Source organism: Roseibium aquae, from assembly GCF_008711285.1.
Classification (GTDB): domain Bacteria; phylum Pseudomonadota; class Alphaproteobacteria; order Rhizobiales; family Stappiaceae; genus Roseibium; species Roseibium aquae.
On the sequence record NZ_VXDC01000002.1, the window covers coordinates 263717 to 282851 of the forward strand.

General features: G+C 60.2%; 20 protein-coding genes. 9 read left to right on the forward strand and 11 right to left on the reverse strand.

Translation table 11 applies throughout. The features are described 5' to 3' along the window. Positions 1–8: 8 nt before the first annotated feature. Together F0184_RS04925 and F0184_RS04930 are read right to left on the reverse strand one after the other, a co-directional pair. Positions 9–347 (reverse strand): P-II family nitrogen regulator, encoded by a 339-nt coding sequence (locus F0184_RS04925; protein ID WP_172971991.1) that lies wholly within the window; start codon positions 345–347, stop codon positions 9–11. A 451-nt stretch (positions 348–798) separates the two neighbouring features. After that, the gene (locus tag F0184_RS04930) at positions 799–1347 is read right to left on the reverse strand and encodes a DUF924 family protein (RefSeq protein ID WP_150495045.1); all 549 of its coding nucleotides are present in this window, start codon (positions 1345–1347) and stop codon (positions 799–801) included. Positions 1348–1536: 189 nt separating this feature from the next. Here F0184_RS04930 and F0184_RS04935 point away from each other — a divergent pair, with 189 nt between their 5' ends. Beyond that, a complete protein-coding gene (locus tag F0184_RS04935) occupies positions 1537–1767 on the forward strand; it encodes a sulfurtransferase TusA family protein (protein ID WP_150495046.1) in 231 nt (76 codons plus the stop codon). Positions 1768–1790: 23 nt separating this feature from the next. On the opposite strand, the gene F0184_RS04940 is transcribed toward F0184_RS04935, so the two are convergent. Further along, positions 1791–2105 (reverse strand): 4a-hydroxytetrahydrobiopterin dehydratase, encoded by a 315-nt coding sequence (locus tag F0184_RS04940; protein ID WP_280176927.1) that lies wholly within the window; start codon positions 2103–2105, stop codon positions 1791–1793. Positions 2106–2179: 74 nt separating this feature from the next. On the opposite strand from F0184_RS04940, the gene F0184_RS04945 reads away from it, so the two are divergent. Both F0184_RS04945 and F0184_RS04950 read left to right on the forward strand, forming a co-directional pair. Further along, a complete protein-coding gene (locus F0184_RS04945; protein WP_150495048.1) occupies positions 2180–2641 on the forward strand; it encodes a low molecular weight protein-tyrosine-phosphatase in 462 nt (153 codons plus the stop codon). Between the two features lie 70 nt (positions 2642–2711). Beyond that, the gene (locus F0184_RS04950; RefSeq protein ID WP_150495049.1) at positions 2712–3020 is read left to right on the forward strand and encodes a hypothetical protein; all 309 of its coding nucleotides are present in this window, start codon (positions 2712–2714) and stop codon (positions 3018–3020) included. A gap of 22 nt (positions 3021–3042) precedes the next feature. Here the strand turns inward: F0184_RS04950 and F0184_RS04955 are convergent, their stop codons facing one another. Together F0184_RS04955 and F0184_RS04960 are read right to left on the reverse strand one after the other, a co-directional pair. Then, on the reverse strand, positions 3043–3900 hold the full coding sequence (locus F0184_RS04955; protein WP_150495050.1) for a phosphatase PAP2 family protein: 858 nt from the start codon (positions 3898–3900) through the stop codon (positions 3043–3045). Positions 3901–3959: 59 nt separating this feature from the next. Beyond that, positions 3960–5111 carry a hybrid sensor histidine kinase/response regulator gene (locus F0184_RS04960; RefSeq protein WP_172971992.1) on the reverse strand — a complete coding sequence of 384 codons (1152 nt, stop codon included), beginning with the start codon at positions 5109–5111 and terminating at the stop codon, positions 3960–3962. A gap of 219 nt (positions 5112–5330) precedes the next feature. Here F0184_RS04960 and F0184_RS04965 point away from each other — a divergent pair, with 219 nt between their 5' ends. Then, on the forward strand, positions 5331–6299 hold the full coding sequence (locus F0184_RS04965; protein WP_150495052.1) for an AEC family transporter: 969 nt from the start codon (positions 5331–5333) through the stop codon (positions 6297–6299). Between the two features lie 10 nt (positions 6300–6309). Here the strand turns inward: F0184_RS04965 and gluQRS are convergent, their stop codons facing one another. Then, a complete protein-coding gene (gluQRS, locus tag F0184_RS04970) occupies positions 6310–7203 on the reverse strand; it encodes a tRNA glutamyl-Q(34) synthetase GluQRS (protein WP_150495053.1) in 894 nt (297 codons plus the stop codon). A gap of 91 nt (positions 7204–7294) precedes the next feature. Between gluQRS and F0184_RS04975 the strand changes: the two genes are divergently transcribed. Further along, positions 7295–7936: a DNA-3-methyladenine glycosylase family protein gene (locus tag F0184_RS04975; RefSeq protein ID WP_150495190.1), complete on the forward strand. Its 642-nt coding sequence runs from the start codon at positions 7295–7297 to the stop codon at positions 7934–7936. On the opposite strand, the gene F0184_RS04980 is transcribed toward F0184_RS04975, so the two are convergent. Further along, complete coding sequence (locus tag F0184_RS04980; protein ID WP_150495054.1) at positions 7933–8706, reverse strand: alpha/beta hydrolase; 774 nt, start codon at positions 8704–8706, stop codon at positions 7933–7935. The genes F0184_RS04975 and F0184_RS04980 overlap by 4 nt on opposite strands. A gap of 70 nt (positions 8707–8776) precedes the next feature. Between F0184_RS04980 and F0184_RS04985 the strand changes: the two genes are divergently transcribed. After that, on the forward strand, positions 8777–9976 hold the full coding sequence (locus tag F0184_RS04985) for a glycosyltransferase family 4 protein (RefSeq protein WP_208998325.1): 1200 nt from the start codon (positions 8777–8779) through the stop codon (positions 9974–9976). A 3-nt stretch (positions 9977–9979) separates the two neighbouring features. On the opposite strand, the gene F0184_RS04990 is transcribed toward F0184_RS04985, so the two are convergent. The 4 genes from F0184_RS04990 to F0184_RS05005 all read right to left on the reverse strand — a co-directional run bounded on the left by F0184_RS04990 (position 9980) and on the right by F0184_RS05005 (position 14753). Further along, positions 9980–11944: a methyl-accepting chemotaxis protein gene (locus F0184_RS04990; protein WP_150495192.1), complete on the reverse strand. Its 1965-nt coding sequence runs from the start codon at positions 11942–11944 to the stop codon at positions 9980–9982. A gap of 237 nt (positions 11945–12181) precedes the next feature. Continuing rightward, positions 12182–12718 (reverse strand): RNA 2',3'-cyclic phosphodiesterase, encoded by a 537-nt coding sequence (gene thpR, locus F0184_RS04995; protein WP_150495055.1) that lies wholly within the window; start codon positions 12716–12718, stop codon positions 12182–12184. Between the two features lie 293 nt (positions 12719–13011). Beyond that, positions 13012–14064, reverse strand: coding sequence for an aldo/keto reductase (locus tag F0184_RS05000; RefSeq protein ID WP_150495056.1), 1053 nt, complete (start codon positions 14062–14064; stop codon positions 13012–13014). A gap of 47 nt (positions 14065–14111) precedes the next feature. Then, a complete protein-coding gene (locus tag F0184_RS05005; protein ID WP_150495193.1) occupies positions 14112–14753 on the reverse strand; it encodes an arylesterase in 642 nt (213 codons plus the stop codon). 123 nt (positions 14754–14876) lie between these two features. Between F0184_RS05005 and F0184_RS05010 the strand changes: the two genes are divergently transcribed. From F0184_RS05010 to F0184_RS05020, 3 genes are all read left to right on the forward strand, one after another. After that, the gene (locus tag F0184_RS05010) at positions 14877–15593 is read left to right on the forward strand and encodes an ABC transporter ATP-binding protein (RefSeq protein WP_150495057.1); all 717 of its coding nucleotides are present in this window, start codon (positions 14877–14879) and stop codon (positions 15591–15593) included. Next, positions 15590–18160 (forward strand): ABC transporter permease, encoded by a 2571-nt coding sequence (locus F0184_RS05015; protein WP_150495058.1) that lies wholly within the window; start codon positions 15590–15592, stop codon positions 18158–18160. Before F0184_RS05010 ends, F0184_RS05015 begins: the two co-directional genes overlap by 4 nt. A gap of 85 nt (positions 18161–18245) precedes the next feature. Beyond that, positions 18246–19004 carry a hypothetical protein gene (locus F0184_RS05020; protein WP_208998327.1) on the forward strand — a complete coding sequence of 253 codons (759 nt, stop codon included), beginning with the start codon at positions 18246–18248 and terminating at the stop codon, positions 19002–19004. Positions 19005–19135: the final 131 nt, after the last annotated feature.

The window sequence follows — 19135 nt, forward strand, 5'->3', positions numbered from 1 at the left end:
ACCTAAATTCAGAGTGCTTCGGCGTCGGTTTCGCCGGTGCGGATGCGAACGACCTGATCGATGGCGTAGACGAAGATTTTTCCGTCTCCGATCTGGCCTGTTTTGGCCGCGCCGGAGATGACCTCGACGACCTTGTCCACGGAGGCGCCATCGACGGCGACTTCGATCTTCAGTTTCGGCAGAAAGCTGACGGCATACTCGGTGCCCCGGTAGATTTCGGTATGGCCCTTCTGCCGGCCATACCCTTTGACTTCGGTCACCGTCAGGCCCTGGATGCCGATGCCGGTCAAGGCATCCCGCACTTCGTCGAGCTTGAACGGCTTGATGATGGCCATCACTATCTTCATTGCTCGTTCCATTCCCTTTCCTTGCCGCCTCTTCCCGCTGAAGAGGCTCGGTCGACCGCCCCGACCGGTTCCCCCCATTGGAACCCCTGCAGACCTGCAGCACTTCAAGCGCCCGCATACGCATGACACCGGGCCGGTATCGCGGCTTTCTTTTCAAGGACCATGCCAACCTGTGGAGAAATGATCGTTCCTGTTGGAATCGCGGGAATTTTGCCCGCCGTCTTGGCCATGGAGGAGATGAACTGGCGCAAAAAGCAGGATCCATCAGCTGATAGACGTGATTAAAAATCATGCAAAATTTCAAATATGCATAAAAAATATACAATTCTGAGGGGTTGCTTGGTCGCAGCCTAACAAACAGGCACTGCGACCTGGTAGGTGGGTCCGGAAAGGCCCACCATTCCCTGAAAACGCGGGTCTGGCCGCAGATGCCGGCCGCAGTCGATCGGCTTTATGCTGAGAAGCCGTTATCCGCCAGATACGCTTCCTCGGCTGGGGTTGGCGTGCGGCCCAGCACCTTGTTGCGATGCGGAAACCGGCCAAACCGCCGGATGACATCCATATGGACCAGCGCGAAGTGGTAATATTGAGTGTGATCGAGGGCACGGCACAGATCCACGGCCCGCTCCTGCGCAGCCATGTCCTCGGCGTGTTCGAAGGGGAGGTAGAAAAACACCCGGACATCAGGCGGGAACGCGCGATCATATCCGGCCGCAATCGCCTGATCGGCAATCTTGAGGGCCAGTGCGTCCCCGGCGAAGGCGTCCGGCGTGCCCCTATGGATATTGCGCGTCAGCTGATCGAGCAGGAGAATGAGCGCCAGTGCACCGCTTGGGCTTTGCGTCCAATGATCGAGTTTTCCCTCCAGGGCGGCGTCAACCGCCGGACCGAACCTCTCACGGCACAGGTCATCGAACGCATCGTCTTGTTGAAACCATTTTGCAGAACCTGCGCGCCACCAAAAATCGAGTACATCGATATCCGAGGGGAGAGACGTCATGAACACCTGCCTTTTGATCGAGGGTCTTGGCAACAGAGCACAGGCCCGCTCGACAGTAACCCGCCCGCAATGGTCGTCCACAGATGAACGGTTCAAGATGCCGGTTGAATGATCTGTCACGCAATCCTAAGACACCCGTGAAGCTTGGGCTTGTTCCGGGCGCGCGACTTCAAAGGAGACGCTTCAGCCGTGACCGACACCATTCTCGACCTCAAGGGGCTCAAGTGCCCGCTTCCGGTTCTGAAAACACGAAAGGCCATGAAAACCCTGGCTCCGGGGGCGCGGATCACGGTGCTTACGACCGATCCAATGGCGTCGATTGATATTCCGCATTTCTGCAATGAGGCCGGCCACACGCTTGTCGAAGCCAACCGCGAAGGGGACAACGGACGGTTTGTGATCGAGAAAGCGGCGAGCTGATCCAGGGAAAGGCCTGGTGCTGCTCAAACCCCGGCGATGCGGTCCATCTGCGCTGCAAGTTTTAGGTCCAGCATGCTCAGGCCACCCGCATCATGGGTCGACAGCGTCACTTCCACGGTCTTGTAAACGTTAAACCATTCCGGGTGATGGTCCATTTTTTCGGCAATCAGGGCAACGCGCGTCATGAACCCGAACGCCTCATTGAAGTCGGAAAACTGATAGGTTTTGGCGATGGCGTCGCGGCCTTCGACGGATTTCCATCCTGAAAGGGCCTTTAGCCCGGCGCTGCGTTCTTCCGCGGTGAGTTTAGATGCCATGTCACATCTCCGATGTTTCACTTGATACTAGCTCTGGAAACATAGCGAATGTTCCGGCAAGGTCGACCCAAGCGCTGCCAATTTCGCGAGTTCGCATGCCGTCCGTTTTGTTCGTGTGTCTTGGCAACATCTGCCGTTCGCCCCTGGCCGAAGGTCTTTTCCGGCATGCGGTCGAGACCGCCGGACTGGCCGCGTGTTTCGAGATCGCTTCCGCCGGCACCGGAGATTGGCATATCGGCGATCCACCCGATCCGCGCTCGGTTGACATTGCCCGCAAATACGGGCTCGACATTGGCGGTCAGCGGGCCCGGCAGGTGCAAACCGAGGATTTTCACCGGTTCGATCTGATTTGTGCCATGGACCGGACAAACCTGACGACCTTGCAGGATCGTGCGCCGGTTTCCGCAACGGCTGAATTGCGGCTGTTCTTGCGAGATCCGCTTCAGGATGTCCCCGATCCCTATTTCGGAGGCCCTGACGGCTTCGAACACGTCTACCGAATGGTCGCGGCCGGCGCGTTCAAGCTGCTTGACGGGCTCCATCCGTTTCGGACGTAAAGATTAGACATTCACACGAACGTCTTCCTATCCGGCTATAGACCGCAACAGTTGACAGTGGCGTTGGTGCATGAAGTTTTTTTGGTTGATCCTGGCATCCATTCTGCTAGTGCTTGGTTTCGCGACAGTCTGGCTTCCCATTCCAACCGGAGTGCCCCTGATGGCGGCCGGGCTCATCCTGATTGTCGCGACCAACCGGGCAGCGGCGCGGCATTTGCGTAAGCGCCGCCAGAAAGGCTCTCGGCTGAACCGCGCTTTTCTATGGATTGAAGACCGCGCACCCAGGCGCTTTTCCCGGATCCTCCGGCGTACCCGGCCGCGCAAGGGAGTGGAGCAGGTTGTTGCCCCTGCCGAGGACCAGACCACGCTTCCCAATTGATCTCCAGACCAATTGCTGTTCGTCAGGCCGGATCGGAAAACATTTTCCAGAACCGTCCGGCCGCGCGCCTGCCAGACGTCAGAGCCCGGACAACGGGCTTTCGAACGGCGAGGCCGGCTGCGCTCAAAGCGCGATCGAGTGCTTCATCCGTCGGTTGGAACCGGCTCGTGTAAAGTAACTTGTAGACGCCGACGATCACCATCAAGGTCAATCCCCACGAAATCATCGTATCGGAAAGGAAGTGTCCCCCAAACGCGACGCGATTAACCGACAGAACGAGGCAGAGTGGTAGAACGAATGCGAGCACGCCGATCCGCCACGCTGCCGGTACGATGAAGGCAAGGGCCGTCAGCCAAATGCCGGCAGAGGCTTCGCCAGAGACGAAAGAGCAGTTGCTTTCGCAATAATCGGTTGGGATCCAAACGAGCTGATGCGGAAGATCCCCGCCGAAATCCTCCACAGAGCGTGGCCGCGGCCGTCCCCAATTGTCCTTCAGGATCGCGTTGACCAGGATTCCGGGACCGAGGATGAGGGTGCTGGTCAAGAAGACCGGAATCCGAAGGGGCAAAACCGGGGGGCGGTCCGGCAGTATGAGTTTCAGCAAAACAACGGCGACCATCGTTACCGCAACCCACATCACCAGATGTGGTCCCAAATGCCGCACCTGACTGAGAAACGGTTCGTGCTGGGCCCAAAACCCGGCCCGCTCGTTGTAGAACATGCCACTTGCCCAAAGGTCCAGCGACGGAAAGATTAGAAAAACAAGCGAAACTGCGGCCACATACAGGGCAAGAAGGACGAGGGGACGCCGGGCGCAGAGGGCCATGGCACGCCGAAAGGCCGTTGTGTTCCCGTGGGGCGGGTGAGTGCTCTTGGTCATGAGCGGCTCTTTACCCCATCACGGACGCCGGGCCAACGGAAACCGGAGCCGGCCGGTTTTCAGGACCGGGCTTGGCGCGCTCTGCACAGGGCTTCGGACAGGGTGCCGTAAAGCGCCGCCGGCGAAATCGGTTTGGCGATGACGGTATCGATGCCGGTTTCCCGCAGCGTCTCTGGATCGGCTGACTCGTGCGCGGCCGTGACCGCAATCACGGCGGGCCGGCTTCCGTTTGCCGTTTCGTTCAGGTGCCGCGCAACGTCGATGCCGCTCATGCCCGGCATGTGAAGATCCAGCAAAATGGCGTCGAAGCTGTTGTTTGCCGCGGCATCCAGAGCTTCGCGGCCATTGCCGGCTTCCTGAAGGCTTGCGCCGAACGATTCGAGCAAAGCCGCGAGCAGACGCCGGTTTGTGCCATTGTCATCGACGACCAGAAAATGGCCATTCAAAGGACCATCGAAGGTCGGCTTGGCCGGCATTTCTGCGAAGGCCGCAGCATGCGCCGCTTCCCCTGCCGTCACGGGAAACGAAATGACGAACTGGCATCCGCCCTGCTCCGGCGACGATACCTCCATGGTGCCGCCGACTTCCTTCAGCAATTCCGAGGCGCCCCAAAGGCCGAGCCCGGCGCCGCCGCCGGCCGCATGCCTCGCCGCGGTCCCGCGCACATAGGGTTTGAACACGCTGTCGATGTCCGCTTCCTTGAGGCCGGGCCCGGTATCCGTGACGGTCACCTCGAGCACGATCCCGCCGCTGGAAGCCGGATCCCGGATCCGGCAACAGGCGGACAGGTGCACCATTCCGTTTCCGGTATACTTGATCGCATTGTCGAGCAGCGTCGCCACTGTTCGGGTCAGATGACCGGGATACAGGGTTACGCTGCCCTCCAACGTGGGGTCGAAGTTTGTTGTCAGCACCAGACCGTTGGCATTGGCCGCCAGACGAAAAAGGTTGGCGGTGTCTTCAAGCAGATTGTGAACTCCGGCCGGTTCGGCCTGGGGCGGGCCACCGGAGGCGCCTGCGTAGACAAGGCTCGAGGTCATTCCCGTCAGATTGTCGATAGCCCGAACCAGGATTTCGAGCCGGGTTCGTTGAGTATCGCTCAACGGTTCCTTGGCGATCAATTCGGCCGTCAGGCGCATGGCTGCAAGCGGTGTCCGCATATCGTGCGCCAAAAGCGCGAGACGATTGCCAGTGTCAGATGGATCAGGCATGAAGAGCTGTCCTCTGTTCGATGCGCTGGCGGTCATTCCCTGGATTCACGTCGGTCCCCAAACTGATCGGACTGGCAATAGCGAATAGACCAGCTCACAACCCCACTCTTGGCGTATCAGCGCATAGCCAAGTAAATAAAACAATGACGCCCGCGCTTTTCCTTATTCGGATCGGGTCCAGGTCCGCACAATCCACGTCTACAAGGCTGTTTCCGTCGCATGCTGACCAACGTTTTCGCAATTGTCCTGCCTGTTTTTCTGTTGATCGCCATTGGCTACGGGACCGCGCGCGCCAGACTTTTGCCCGAAACCGCCGGCGATGCCTTGGGGCAATTCGTCTATGTGATTGCCATCCCGGTCCTGATCTTCAAGACACTCGCTGAAGTTGATCTTGGCGGGCAGACGCCCTGGGGTCTATGGGCCGCCTACTTTACCGGCATTGCGTGCGCCTGGACGCTCGGGACGCTGATCATCCGCAAGGGCTTCGGGCGGGAGGCCCGGGCCGGCGTGATCGGCGGTATCTCTGCCGGTTTCGCCAACACGGTGATGGTGGGGCTGCCCTTGGTCGATCAGGTCTACGGCGAACGCGGTCTCGTCGCGCTCATGGTGATCATCTCGATCCATCTTCCGGTCATGACGATGGTGACCGCGGTGCTCATGGAACGCGCGGCAACGCTCGATGGGATCAGTGGCCCTGTCCAATTGTCCACATTGCTTGCGAAAGTGGGGCGCAGCCTGTTGACCAACCCGCTTGCCATCGCGATCGCCAGTTCCGTGGCCTGGCGGATGACCGGAATCCCGATCACCGGGATCTTCGAAGACATCCTCGATCGGATTGCGGGAACCGCTTTGCCCGTTGCGCTTCTGTCGTTGGGCATGAGCATGGTGATGTACGGTGTGCGCGGCAACCTTCTGCCCGGTCTGTGCCTCAGCCTGGTCAAGGTCCTTGTCATGCCCCTGGTCGTTTTCATTATGAGCGCCTATGTCGTTCAGCTCCCACCGCTTTGGGTCTGCGCGGCGACCTTGACCGCGGCCTGTCCGACCGGGGTGAATGCCTACATTTTCGCCAACCGTTACGGAACCGGCCATGCCATGTCGACCAACGCGATCACCGTTACAACCATGGCCGCCGTTTTCACCTGTGCCGCGTGGGTGTATTTTCTCGATTTGTGGCGTGCAGGTGTATGAGTTTGCCGGGTCAGGCCAGGCCAATCCGGCGCATGAGGCCGGACAAGTTCATGCCGGCAGCGCGAAGCGCCCGAAGGCTGGTGTCCCCGGCCGACTTGGACAGCTTGGTGCCGTCAGGCCCTAGGATCAGACGGTGATGGCAGTAGACCGGTGCCGGATAACCAAGCAAGTCCTGCAGCAGCCGGTGAACGGAGGTTGCGGCGTACAAGTCGCGGCCCCGCACCACATCGGTGATCTGCTGGGCCGCGTCATCGACCACCACGGATAGATGATAGCTGGTGGGCGTGTCCTTGCGCGCCAGCACGACATCGCCCCAGATCGACGGGTCTGCGGCGATCGGAGCAGGCCGCGTGTTGGCGAGATCGGCGCCTTCCGCACTAGCTTCCATCCAGACCAGAGGCCCAGAAATCTGGTCAAGCGCCGCCTTCATGTCGAGCCGCAGCGCAAAAGGTGCGGCATTGGTCCAGCGCGAGTTGATTTCATCTGGTGGAAGAACCGAGGCGTCTCCGGGATAATGCGGCGCGCCGTCCGGGTCCCGTGGCCAGGCTCGACCCGTTTCGGATTCAAGCCGCGCCACATGCGCTTTTATCTCGGCGCGGGTCAGATATCCGCGATACACCAGCCCTATGGATTGCAGGCGATCAAGTGCGGTTCCATAGGCCGCGAAACGTTCGGACTGGCGCCAGACCGGCCCGTCAAACGTGATCCCAAGCCAGGAAAGGTCCTCCAGCATCTCGCGTTCGAGGTCGGGCGTGCACCGGGTTTGATCGATATCTTCAAGGCGCAACAAAAGCCGCCCTCCAAACCGATCGGCCGCCTGGCGGTTCAGCAGGGCGGACAGGGCGTGCCCGAGATGCAAGTGTCCGTTGGGCGACGGTGCGAACCGGAAAATGCGTTCTGACATGGTGAGCCTTCCGATACGCGCTTGCGCGTTTGCCTGCAATGGCCGAGTTTCGGGCTGCGCCCTTGCCGTCCACAGACCGATCGCCGAACCCGTGACACCCGTCGATAGCCTTGCAGTGCTCCAAGCCGGTTTGACAGACCTTTGCCGGATCGATCCGCGCCTTTGCTCGATCGGGGAAGTGGCTGGCGACATTCCCTTGCGGCGGCGTGAAGCCGATTTCGCTGGACTGGCCCAGATCATCACGGGGCAGCAGGTTTCAACGGCAAGCGCGGCCGCCATTTTCGCCCGGCTGAGCGGCATGGTCGTTCCGCTCGATCCTTCCACGCTTTGGGCTACGCCCGACGAAACCCTGAAGTCGGCTGGTTTGTCCCGGCCGAAAATTCGGGCTCTTCGCGCCGCCTCCCGGGCCTGCCTGGATGGGCTGGATCTCGCGCATCTGGCGACCCGCTCTCCCGGGGAGGCGCACGCAACCCTTTGCGCCATCAAGGGCATCGGTCCGTGGACGGCGGATATCTTCCTGTTGTTCTGCGCCGGTCACCCGGATGTGTTTCCAAGCGGCGATCTTGCCTTGCAGATCGCCGTGGAAAAAGCGCTTGAACTCGAAGCAAGGCCAACAGCCAGGCAACTCGATCAGATTGCGCTCGATTGGTCGCCATGGCGCAGTGTTGCGGCCCGCCTTTTCTGGGCTTGGTATCGGGCTTACAGGAACGGGCAGGAGTCCCTGCCGCTTTAAGAAGCCCTCAGCCTGTCGATGGCCTTCAGCAAAAGGTCGATGTCCTGCGGGCGAGACAGCCGGTGGTCACCGTCGGGAACAAGAGTGAAAACAACATCGTCCTGCGGCAAGGCCGCGACAAGGCGCTGGGCATGCTGCCATGGCACATCCGGATCCTGAATCCCTTGCAGGATGGTGACCGGACAGCCGGTGTGCAAGGACGTGCCCAGCAGAAGGTGGTTTCGGCCATCCTCGATCAGTTTTTTGGTGATGACATAGGGCTCGCCAGAATAGGCGGAGGGCTGCTCGAAACGGCCATCCCGCAGGACTATCTCCCTGATTCCCGGGGTAAAGCGCTGTTTCCACATGAGCTCCTCGGTGAAGTCCAATGCCGGGGCGATCAGGACGAGCCCATCAATCCGCCCCGTTTCTTTTCGGGCAAGGGCGAGGAGCATCGCCAGCCACCCGCCCATGGAAGAGCCCACGACAAGGGTTGGCTGGGTGCAAAACAGGTCGAACACAGCAAGTGTTTCCTCGAGCCAGTCGGACAGGCAGGCCTGCTCGAAGTCGCCGCCGGAGCGGCCATGACCGGAATAGTCAAACCGCGTGACCCTCTGCCCTTGGTCCCTTGCGTGGCGTGCCACTTCCTCCGCCTTGCTGCCGGACATGTCTGATTTGAAGCCGGAAAGCCAGAGAACGCCAGGACTTGACCCGGCCTCATGGCGTACCGCAATCGAACGCGCGGATGGGCCGGACCCGACATCCAAGAATTGCAGTTCCGATTGGCTCATATTATGCCTCTCATCTGATTTCCGTTTGTTTGGTCCTTCGCACACCGCGCTTTCAAAAAGAAGACCGCTCTTGACCCGCGACCCTGCCGCAACCGCGTTTCCCCATACTGTCCTGCAAGTGATTCCGGACCTGGAAACAGGAGGGGCGGAACGAACAACGATCGATGTGGCCGATGCCGTGGTGGTCGCCGGAGGAACCGCGCTCGTTGCCAGCCAGGGCGGGAAAATGGTGCGCGAACTCGACAATGCGGGTGCACGGCACATCGTGCTGCCGCTCAAGTCCAAGAACCCGGTTACGATTTGGCGCAATGCCGCCCGTTTGCAGAGTGTCATCCGCAATCACAAGGTCGCGCTGATCCATGCCCGCAGCCGCGCGCCCGCATGGTCCGCGCTGATCGCGGCGCGGCGCGAGGGGATTCCGTTCGTGACCACCTATCACGGGATTTACAGCCAAAAATCGACACTGAAAGCACTGTATAACTCGGTCATGGCACGCGGTGATGCGGTGATCGCCAATTCCCGCTACACCGCGCGGTTGATCGCGGAACGTCACCCCTTTGCCGAGGCCCATATAAAGACGATTTACCGGGGGTCGGATCTGACCGGCCTTGCACCGGGCGCCGTTGACGCGGAGCGCGCATCGGCCCTTTCGCGCAGTTGGAACTTGCCCCCCAACCGACCGGTGATCCTTAATCTTGCCCGGTTGACGGCCTGGAAGGGGCAGCGGGTCCTGATCGAGGCCATGGCTGTGCTCAAGGCAGCCGGCCGCACTGCTCCGGTTGCGGTCCTGGCTGGGGACGCCCAGGGGCGGGACGGCTATCTGAGCAGCCTCAGGCGACTCGTTTCGGACCATGGTCTGGACGACCAGGTCAGAATAGTGGGCCATTGCGCAGATGTTCCAGCGGCCTTGGCTCTGTCGGACCTTGCGGTTGTTGCCTCCATCGAGCCGGAGGCTTTCGGGCGGGCGGCGGTGGAGGCTCAGGCGGCCGGGGTTCCGGTTGTGGTGACGGATCTCGGCGCGGTGCCGGAAACCGTGCTCGCGCCGCCGGAGGTCGACGACGGTGCGCGGACCGGATGGCGGGTGGCGCCAAACGATGCTCAGGCACTCGCCGGGGCCATCTCCATGGCTTTGGACATGGACCCGGCCGCGCGGGCAGGTGTCACGCAATGCGCCCGTGCCCACGTTACCCGGCACTTTTCTGTGGACGCCATGACCCAGGCGACGCTTGCCGTCTACCGCGACTGCATTGCGAGGGTCAGGCGGCGGTAAGAATCAGGCTGCCCGGATCTGTGCGAGGAAGCGTTCCACCTCGTTTTTCATCAAGCCCGATTGTTGGGCGAGATCCTCTGCCGAGGCCATCACTTGCGCCGATGCCGCGCGGGCTTCCTCCGAGGCGGAGCGCACCACGGCAATGCTGTCAGACACATCCCGAGTACCGGTCGCGGCGTCCGACACATTCCGGGCCACGCTTTGCGTGGTCACGCCTTGCTCTTCCATGGCGGCGGCAATGGCGCCAGAGGTGTTTTCCAGATCCCGGATCACCTGGCCGATCTGATCGATTGAGCCAACAGCGGTCTTGGTTTCCGCCTGGATCTTGGAAATCAGGTCGGAGATGCTTTCGGTCGCCTTCGCCGTTTCGTTGGCAAGCGCCTTCACTTCGCCGGCCACAACGGCAAAGCCCTTGCCGGCCTCGCCCACGCGGGCCGATTCGATCGTCGCATTCAGCGCGAGCAGATTTGTTTGCTCGGCGATTTCGGAAATCATGGAGACCACTTCGCCGATCTTGTCGACCATGGCAGCAAGATTGTTCATTTGCCGGGCCGTGACCTCCACATCGCTGGCGGCCTTTTGCGACGATGTCGAGGCGCGGATCACCTGTTGATTGATTTCGTTGATCGAAGCGGTCATTTCTTCGGCAGCCGATGCCACCATTTGCACGTTTTCGCTGGTGGTCTGGGAGGCCGAGGAGGCTGCCTCGGCCCGCCCGCTCGTGTCTTCAGAGACACTCGACATGGTTCGGGCCGTTTCGCTCAAATTCGTCACCGCGTTCGATACGCGCGCGACGATTCCGCCGATTGCACTGTCAAACTGGTCGGCGAGATTGTCCATCATGGCGCGCTTGTCGAGTTCGGCTTGTTCGGCCTGCTGTTTTTGCTCCTCTTCCAACTCGCGGGTGCGCAAGGCGTTGCGTTGGAAAACCTCCACGGCCCGCGCCATGTCGCCGATCTCGCTGCCTGTTTCGGCGAACGGCACGGAAACATCGATATTGCCCTCGGCAAGGTTCTTCATCGTACCGGTCAAAGCCTGGACAGGCCGGGTGATGCTGCGTCCGATCAGAAACGCAAGAACAATGGCGATCGCCAAAGCGCCTCCGGCTGCGGAGTAGAAAACGGTCTGCGCTGAAGCTTGTGTCGCTTCCAGCGCTTTTTGAGCCGCGACCTTACCCTGATAGGCTGCTTCGGACAGGGCGTCAAAATCCGGAACCATCGCCGCGTAGGTCTGATCCAGGGCAGCAATGTCTTCCTCGATCTCCTTTGCCATCACTGCATAGGCCTTGAAACCGGCCTGATACCGGTCCATCGAGGTCATGATTTCAGCCTTGTCGGCATCGGACAATGCCGTTTCGGCAAGCAGCGGGTCAAATTCTGACCGGCGGGCGTCGATGCGCTCGATGTATTTTTCCCCGCCCCGCAACATGAAATCCTTCTCATGGCGGCGCATCATCAGCATCTTGACCGTCAATGCATCCAGATTAGCCTCATTCAGCTTCTCTTCCACCGCGTGAACGGCTGCGCGGAGTTCTCCCCGCAACCCGTCATTCTCGGTCAGGCCCATGGCTTGATAGTCGCTGGTGAGAAGATCGAACTTTGCCCGGTGGTCTGTGACACCTGCTTTCAACCGGTCGAGATTATCCGCGATCGACGCGCTATATGCCGCATTTGACAGTTCGCCGAATTGCGTTTCCGCCGATTCAAACGCCTTCACATAGGGCTCGAGAAGGGCCGGATCGTTCGACAAGGAAAACTCGCGGGCCAGCTGACGCATTTCCAAAGCATGCGCCTTTACCTGGCTTTGCCGCCAATCCATGTTGGAATAAAGCGCAAGGTTCTGGTTCTCCCGGTCAATCGCCTGGGAGCTGAGGAAAAAGGTCGTGCCCAAGATCGCGATTGCGATCATGGAGAGTCCCGAGAGGGCGCCGATCCGGGTGGTGATCGACAGGCTGAGGAAAAAATTCATCACGGCTGATATTCGCTCTTTAAAATGACCGGCGCGTATTTCGCCAATTTTCAAAGAAAAAATATCAATCAAGGCTTTCAAGTTGCTTAATTTCCCCAGCGGGAAACAGCGATCTTGAAGCCTCTTTCTCCTTGCTGTGTCGTGTGATAGCCGGTTCTCGACTATAGATTGCGTAAATTCAAGCGCGCAATTTCTGACCGCCCTACTCTCATGTCATGCCGAACCAGAATGTCCCGGTCACGCCGCCAGGGGATAGGCCTCTTCAACCAGATAAGGCCCCCCGCCCACACTGGCCTTGGCGGAAAAGAGAACGAAACGTCCGGCAATAAAGGAAGGCGCCTGGAAGTCGCCCCTTTCGGCCAGCCATTTCGCGACATCGTCGTTTGTGGAGGTCCGGCATCGCGCGAGCGTGACGTGAGGGGTGTATTTGCGCCGCTCCGGCGCCAGCTGCAAACGCTGAAAAAGGCGTTCTTGTTCGGCCTGAAGGTCATTCAGATCCCGGCTCGGTTCGACACGTGCCCAGACCGCATGGGGCTTGCCATTGCTGAACTGGCCAAGACCCTTTAACCGAATCTCGATGGGGCTGCGGCGGATCTTGTCCAGCGCATTGGCCACTTCGTCGGCTGTCCGGTCGTCAATGTCGCCAATGAACCTGAGGGTGATGTGATAGTTTTCCGGATCGATCCACCTGGCGCCGCGCAGGCCGCCCCGCAGCATCGAAAGCATGAGACCGGTCTGCGCCGGGATCTCCAGACCTGTAAACAATCGCGGCATGGGGTGTCCCTCCGCTGTCGCTGACCGTCTCATGAGGAATCAAGGAGGATGAAAGCGCAAGCGAAAACCGTAAACATCTAATATATATGAAATATTCAAGTCTTTGATCGGGCAGGCCTGACCGGCCAGACAGTCAGGCTGACCCAATTGACACTCCTACTGATTCTCTCCCGGCAAAGGATCAAACCAATCGACTGCACGAAGCCTCGCCGGTCACGCGGAGCTGTGCATCCGACCCTTCATATTCAGCTCATGGCCGTCCAGTCCAACGGAGTGGCTAGCCAGGGAGCGGGTCAGGGCGACGGATTGCCGTGCAATTGGTGGATGGCATCGATCCGATCGATCAATTCCGGATGCAGGGCCAGGTTTTCCGCATCCAGATTTGTCGTCAGCTGTTCCAGCGTCGTCGCGCCGATGATGACGGAAGTCATGAAACTGCGCGACAGTGCAAAGGCGATGGCCATTTGCGACGGATCAAGTCCATGCTCGTGCGCCAGATCAAGATAGGCATTGATCGCATTTTCGGCCCCCGGCTTTTCGTAGCGCTGAAGACGATCGAAAAGGGTTCTCCTGGCGCCTTTCGGCGTGGCTCCGCCCCGGTACTTTCCGGTCAGATAGCCCTGCGCGAGCGCGGAATAGGCGAGCAAGCCGACATTTTCCCGATGCGCGACTTCCGCAAGGTTCACTTCGAAAGTCCGGTTCACCAGCGAGTATGCATTTTGGATCGAGGCGACCCGCGGATATCCGAACCGTTCAGATGCGGTCACATACCGCATCGTGCCCCATGCGCTTTCATTGGACAGACCGATTTGGCGGATCTTGCCCGCTTTCACAAGATCGTTCAGGACTTCAAGCGTGCTTTCGATGCTGTTTTCGTCCGGCGCCGGGTCGGGTGCGGCCCATCGTGTTGGATTGGATCCGAACCCTGTGACATTCCGGTCGGGCCAGTGGATCTGATAAAGATCGATATAGTCTGTCTGAAGGTTCTTCAGGCTGCGGTCGATGGCAAACTCGATCTGCTGCCGTGTCAAGGCGCCCAGTTCGCCGTTTTCCCGGAACCAGTTCATCTGGGTGCGCCCGACGACCTTGGTCGCCAGCACGATCTTGTCCCGGTTTCCTCGCGCCTTGAACCAGGAGCCGATGATCCGCTCGGTCCGTCCTTGCGTCTCCCGATTGGGCGGGATCGGGTAGAGCTCGGCCGTGTCGAAAAAGTTCACGCCGCGGTCGACCGCCAGATCCATCTGGGTGTGGCCTTCCTTTTCCGTGTTTTGTTCACCCCAGGTCATGGTGCCCAGGCAAATGGCGCTAACATCAATGTCGGTGCGTCCGAGGCGACGGAAGTCCATCGGCTTGTCCTTCGATTTCGGGTTGGGGTCCGGTGGAATGGCCGGATTCAAGAACCGGCGCGGGCCAGCAACTCTTCGACGCTCGGTAACACATTCCCGACGATGACGGAAACGCCCCTCGCATTGGGATGCATTCCGTCATCCAGGTTGAGGTCCGGGTCCAGCGCCACGCCTTCGAGAAAAAAAGGATAGAGCAAGGCGCCGTATTTTTCGGCGACATACTGGAAGATAGGATTGAAGTCCTCGGCATATTCCGGCCCCAGATTGGGCGGTGCCAGCATGCCTGCAACCAATACGGGGACGCCCCGCTCGCTTAGCCTGCGGACCATCTCGTCAATATTCTGGCGGGTGTTTGCCGGGGGAATTCCGCGCAGCGCGTCGTTGGCGCCCAGTTCCAGGAGAACCGCATCTGCGTCCGGTCCGATAGACCAATCCAGACGTGACAGACCGGCGGACGAAGTGTCGCCGGAAACCCCCGCGTTGATCACTTTCACATTATGGCCGCGCGCTTGCAGCGCCTGCTCCAGTTGCGCCGGAAACGCCTCATCGGGGGCGAGCTGGTATCCGGCTACCAGGCTGTCGCCGAACACGACGAGGGTCAACGGGTCGGTGGATTTGGCCGGCAAAACCGGCATCAGTGCAAGCAGAGACAAGACTGCGGCGACAAAATGGAGCTTGCGAAAACTCATGAGATGACTGGAATGCCTTTTCTTCAACACCATATGATCGTCGGACATGGCGGTTTTTCTGCCGATCCTTTTCCCCGGCGAAAGCGTACATCCATCCGATTGACAACATATATAGGTTCAAACATGGCGAACGGACCAGCAATTGTCCTGAAAGACGTTCAATTGAGTCTCGGTGAGGGCGCCGGCCGGGTTCATATTCTCAAGGGCATCGATCTGGAAATCGAATCCGGCACGTCCGTTGGCCTTGTGGGACCATCCGGGTCGGGCAAATCGACCCTCTTGATGGTTATGGCCGGTCTGGAGCGATCCGACAGCGGTCAGGTGAAAGTCGCGGGGTCGGAACTCGGACCGCTCTCTGAAGACGACCTCGCCCGGTTCCGCGGACGCAATGTCGGAATCATTTTCCAGTCCTTTCACCTTGTGCCCAACATGACGGCTTTGGAGAATGTCGCTGTCCCCCTCGAGTTGTCCGGCGATAGCGCGGCTTTTCAAAAGGCGGAGGCTGAGCTTGAGGCCGTGGGCCTGGGGCACCGATTGCACCACTATCCCGCCCAGATGTCAGGTGGCGAACAGCAGCGGGTGGCCGTCGCGCGGGCCCTCGTGGTGGAGCCTGAAATCCTGATTGCCGACGAACCGACCGGAAACCTGGACGAAAGGACGGGCGCCCAGATCGTCGATCTGATGTTCTCAGCCCAGAAAAAGCGCAAGACGACGCTTGTGCTTGTCACCCACGATCCTTCGCTTGCCGATCTTTGTGACCGAACCATCCGACTGCGGTCCGGCGAAATCGAAGCCGAGACCAGCCGCCCGTCGGCCCAGCCGGAAGGGCTGCGGGCATGAGCGGATTTGTGCCATCGGCCAGCGGGCCGGGATTGGCGCTTGCGATGCGATTTGCCCTTCGTGAATTGCGCAGCGGCCTGAGGGGCTTTTACATCTTCATCGCCTGCATTGCCCTCGGCGTTGCCGCCATTTCCGGCGTGTCTTCTCTGTCACGCGCTCTGACGGAAGGCATTTCAAAGGAAGGACAGTCGATCCTCGGCGGCGATATTTCCTTTTCGCTCATCCATCGTCAGGCCAGCGACCCCGAAGCCGCTTTTCTCGATGGTCTGGGCGCGGTGTCTGAAATCGCGACCCTCCGTGCGATGGGCCGCTTGCCCGATGGGACGGATCAGGCCCTGGTGGAGCTCAAGGCGGTCGACGCGCCTTATCCGCTCTACGGAAGCGTTGACTTGCGCAGCGGCCAGACCCTGACGGACGCGCTGGCCGGGCCGGGCGCGCCCTGGAGCGCGGTCGCCGATCCCCAGCTGATGGCCCGCCTTGATCTGACGGTAGGCGATGTGCTGACGGTTGGCCGCACGTCGGTGCGTATCACGGATGTGATTGAGAACGAGCCGGACCGTCTCGCCGCGGGTGTGGAGTTTGGACCCCGCCTGATGATCGCTCAAGACGCGCTTGGCGCCACGGGGCTCGTGCAGCCTGGCAGCCTCATCCGCTGGCACTATCGCGTGCGTCTTCCAGGCGGCGCATCGGAAGCTGCTCTTGCCGGAGTTCTTGAGAAAGCCGAAGAAACGCAGGCGGATGCGGGATGGCGGATTCGGTCGCGCGCAAATGCGGCGCCGGGTCTGCAACGCAGCATAGTGCAATTCTCGCAATTCCTGACGCTTGTTGGCCTGACGGCACTGGTGGTCGGGGGCGTCGGCGTTGCCAATGCCATCCGATCCTATCTCGAAACCAAGCGTGAAGTGATCGCCAGCTTCAAGTGCCTCGGCGCGACGGGGGGATTTGCTTTCCAGATCTACCTTCTGCAAATGCTGATGCTGGCGGCGATCGGGATTGCGATCGGCCTTCTTTTGGGAGCGGCCATTCCCTTTGGGGCAGGCGCCGCTCTGTCTTCGGTCCTGCCGGTTCAACTCGCTCCCGATATTTATCCGGGCGAACTCGGCCTGGGTCTTCTTTATGGTCTTCTGACGGCGCTTGCGTTCGCAATCTGGCCGCTTGGCCGGGCGCATGATGTTCCGCCAACAGCCCTTTTCCGGGATATTGTCGCGGGCGGTACCCGCATTCCGCGGGCGCGCTATGTTCTCGCCACATCGGGCATGGTGGTCATTTTGGCCGGCATTGCCATCCTCCTGTCCCGCGACAAGGAACTTGCCGCCATTTACATCGGAGCGTCGGCGGCGGCCTTCCTGCTGCTTGCGCTGGTCGCCCGGGGCGTGATGTGGCTGGCGAAACGCGCGCCGCAATTGCGTTCCACCGAATTGCGTCTGGCGGTGTCCAACATTCATCGTCCGGGCGCGCTGACGCCCTCAGTCGTGCTGTCGCTCGGACTGGGGCTGACGCTGCTCGTCGCTCTTGCTCTCATCGACGGAAACCTCAGGCGTGAACTGACTTCCAACATCGCCGAAGAGGCGCCGAGCTTTTTCTTTGTCGACATCCAGAGCCACGAACTTGAGGCGTTCAATGGTCTTCTCGAAGAGGAGACCAGCGGAGCGACCATTGAAACGGTTCCCATGCTTCGGGGGCGGATCGTCTCCTTGCGCGGCATTCCGGCCAATGAATACGATACCTCCGGCGGATCCGGTTGGATCTTGCGCGGGGATCGCGGCATCACCTATTCCGATGTCATTCCGGACAATGCGCAGATCGTTCAGGGCGAATGGTGGCCCGAGGATTATGCGGGCAAGCCTCTTGTTTCCTTCGAAGAAGAGGCGGTGCAGGAGCTGGGCCTGCAGCTGGGCGATGAAGTCACCGTGAACGTGCTTGGCCGTGAGATAACCGCGGAGATCGCCAATACCCGCGACATCCAATGGCAATCTTTGGCCATCAACTTCGTGATGATCTTCTCTCCGAACACATTCGCAGGCGCGCCGCACGCCCATCTCAGCACGCTTGGCTGGGATGAACCGGTTGGCCCGGAAGAGGAATTGGGTCTGCTGCGAACGGTGTCGACGGCCTTTCCCACTGTCACCACGGTTCGGGTCAAAGACGCCATCGAACAGGTGGACAGCCTGGTGGCGCAGCTGTCCTGGGCCATCCGGGGCGCGTCGTCGGTCACGCTGATCGCCAGCGTCCTTGTTCTGGCCGGCGCCCTGGCCGCAGGGCACCGCAACAGGATCTACGATGCGGTAATCCTCAAAACGCTGGGCGCGACCCGCGGACGGTTGATCCTCGCCTACGGGCTGGAATATGCCATGCTCGGTTTGGCGACCGCTTTGTTCGCTCTCGCGGCGGGCGGGCTGGCTGCATGGTTCGTCATCACCCGGATCATGGGAGGTGAGTTTGTTCTGCTTCCGGCGACCGCCGTCGGATCCGCCCTGATCGCCCTCATGTTGACCGTTGGCTTCGGCCTGATTGGAACCTGGCGCGTGCTGGGGGAGAAGCCTGCTCCTGTGCTGCGAAATCTCTGACCGAGCCCGGTGCCAGGCTCTCAGCCTTGCGCTTTGACCCCTTGTTAGGTATCGGGGATAGGTACGCCAACTGGGGGGAAGGATTATGCGGTCACGCGGTTTGAAACACTTGGCAGCCGGCGCGCTTGCCATTGCGACAACACTTGCCGGTCTCGCCGGCGCCCAAGCTGAGAGTCCATTCCATACCGGGGTATGGCAACTCGACACCGCCGAAGGGCCTCGTGGTCTTGTGGTCAGCGACTGGCTGGTGTTCGAAGAGGGTTTGCCGAAGCGGTGGCTTTACCGCCGTGCGGGCACCAACGACGAAAACCAGTTCGACTTTTTCACCCGTACGATTGGCGACAACAGGTACACCCCCGTCGGGATCCGGGTTTACCGGACCGGCGAGCACACGATGAAATACACCCTGGCTGAAAAGGGCAAGGACCCCATCGAGGTGTCCGGCCAGCGGCTCTCCATTCCCAATTACAAAAACTCCTGCCTCTCAGTTGAAAATAAGGGGGACAGATTGTTCGGCGCATGGGTCGGCACCGAGGCATCCTCGGTGAAAGGCCTGCGCCTGACGGCCTCCTCTCTGACGGTTGACGGCGTGAAGACCGATGTCACCGCCGAACAGGTTCGCGTGGGCCGCGCCGGAATCGCCCAAAATGGTAAACCGATCGCATTTCTGACGGATGCCGGTGGAGACTATGCGGTCCTGCAGTGGTTCAATGATGGGGTGACCCTGGACCAAATGCGCGATACGAAACGGGAAATCCTGGATTTCAAGGCGGAAGAGATCTTGCGCTGGCCGCAGGGTACCTGTGACCGGCAGATCGCCTCGCGCCTCAAGGCCATGAAGTAGGGCGGGCGGACGTCCTGTTTCGAACCTGATTCTCGCTAACATTACATATTTTTCAGGTTCTGCAGCTTGTGCCGATGCTCAGGCTTTCCCATATTGAAAGCAACGTGTGGCGGACGGATTATTTTTGGCCA